Origin of the sequence: Micromonospora sp. M42, assembly GCF_000568915.1 — a bacterium.
GTDB classification, from domain to species: Bacteria; Actinomycetota; Actinomycetes; order Mycobacteriales; family Micromonosporaceae; genus Micromonospora; species Micromonospora chalcea.
The window spans coordinates 3090051-3091832 of record NZ_KK037233.1 but is presented as its reverse complement, the minus strand read 5'-3'; the positions used below and the strand labels follow the sequence as shown (position 1 = coordinate 3091832).

The 1782-nt window shown below is 71.8% G+C and carries 2 protein-coding genes and 1 pseudogene; 1 reads left to right on the top strand and 2 read right to left on the bottom strand.

Annotated elements, in window-relative coordinates:
- Both MCBG_RS13850 and MCBG_RS13845 read right to left on the bottom strand, forming a co-directional pair.
- Positions 1–314, bottom strand: a pseudogene (locus MCBG_RS13850) (anti-sigma factor); the annotation flags it as partial.
- Complete coding sequence (locus MCBG_RS13845; RefSeq protein WP_013284457.1) at positions 268–873, bottom strand: RNA polymerase sigma factor; 606 nt, start codon at positions 871–873, stop codon at positions 268–270. The pseudogene MCBG_RS13850 and the gene MCBG_RS13845, both read right to left, overlap by 47 nt.
- A 240-nt stretch (positions 874–1113) precedes the next feature.
- Between MCBG_RS13845 and MCBG_RS13840 the strand changes: the two genes are divergently transcribed.
- Positions 1114–1782 (top strand): DUF4397 domain-containing protein (locus MCBG_RS13840; protein WP_043326062.1); only part of this gene is annotated, 669 nt, incomplete at its 3' end.

Genomic DNA, 1782 nt, shown 5'->3' with positions numbered 1-1782 from the left:
CCGCGGACGACGTGCCACCACGGGTACGGCAGCCGGCTCCACCGGGTCGCCGGGCGCGGCAGGCGCCGCTCGGTCAACGCCGGCAGCTCCTCGGCGGCCCGGATCTCGGCCACGATGCCCTGCCAGATGTGCTCCGGCGGGTCGGGCAGCTCCGCCAGGCCCTGCGTGCCCGCGCCGAGCCCGGCGACGTGCTGGAGCGTCTCCATCTCGCCCCGGCAGTGGTCGCAGGTGCCCAGATGGGTGGCCTCGCCGTCAGCCGCCTCGCTCTCACCGAGCGCCAGAAAGACCAGCCGGTCGTGGTCCAGGTGCTGCACCGTCCACCTCCCATCTGCGTTTCAGGCTCTGCATGCCGCGTCTGATGTGACTCTTGACGGTGCCGAGCGGCACTCCGGTCACCGCCGCGATCTGCTGATGTGTCAGGTCGTCGTAGAACGCCAGCTCCAGCATCCGGCGCTGCTCGTCGGGGAGCCGGGCCAGCTCGTCGGCGACCACCAGCCGGTCGACCACCGTGTCCGGGTCGGGGCCGGTGGAGACCGGTTCCGGTAGTTGCTTCACCGTCTCGACCACCCGGGTCTCCCGGGCCGAGGCCCGGATCCGGTCGACCACCTTGCGCCGCCCGATTCCGAGCAGCCAGCCGACCAGTGAGCCTTTCGCCGGGTCGAACGTCTCCCGGCCGAGCCAGGCGGCGACGAACGTCGCCTGGGTCACGTCCTCGGCGTCACTGCGGTTCACGAGCGTCGTGGTGGCCAGGTGCAGCACCGCCCGCCCGTACCTGTCGTACGCCTCTCGCAGGGCCGCCTCGTCGCCGTCGCGGAACCGGGTGGCGAGGTCGTCCTCGCCCGGCGGTTCGGGGCCCTGCCTGGCCGCCGTCACCGGGCGGCTCGCCTTCCGTGGGGCATGCCCGACTGTAACTCCCACAGCCCCCGCCCCACTCTCCCGGTGTGTCCGTCACGACCCTCGTCACCTCTCCTTCGTCGCCGGAGGCTCCGGCGGATGCGCCCGGAGACCGGAAAAAGAAATCGGATCCGGGCGCATCCGGGGGCCACGGAGCCGGCGTAACCCGTTCTGCAAGCCAGGCCTGACGAATCAGCATGAACTACCAGGAGGCAGACAATGCAGTACGCGATGTTCCGTCGGGTCGCCGCGGGCGGCGCGGTGGCCGCCCTCACCTTCGCCGGCGTCGGCGCCGCCACCATGAGCCCGGCCTACGCCGCCTCGTCGAAGGTCTCCGTGGTCCACGGCATTCCGGACACCCCGGTCGACGTGTACGTCAACGGCGAGAAGACGCTGAACAACTTCAAGCCGGGCGACGTGGCCGGCCCGCTCACCCTGCCCGAGGGGGAGTACGACATCGCCCTGACCAAGCCCGGCGAGGCGATCGACAAGGCGATCCTGAAGGTGGACGACGCCGCGGTGCCGGGCGGGGCGAACATCAGCCTCGCCGCGCACCTGAGCGCCGACGGCAACCCGCAGATCACGCCGTTCGTCAACGACGTGTCCAAGGTGGGCGCCGGCAAGGCCCGGCTGATCGTCCGGCACACCGCGGCCGCCCCGGCCGTCGACGTGCGGGCCGGCGGCAAGCCGGTCTTCGAGGACCTGACCAACCCGAAGGAGGCCAAGGCGGACGTGGCCGCCGGCTCGGTGAAGGCGGACGTGGTGCTCGCCGGCACCGACACCGTCGCCATCGGCCCGGCCGACCTGAACCTCAAGGAGGGCACCGCCACCATCGTCTACGCGATCGGCTCGGCCGAGGCGAAGAACCTGAGCGTGGTCGCCCAGACC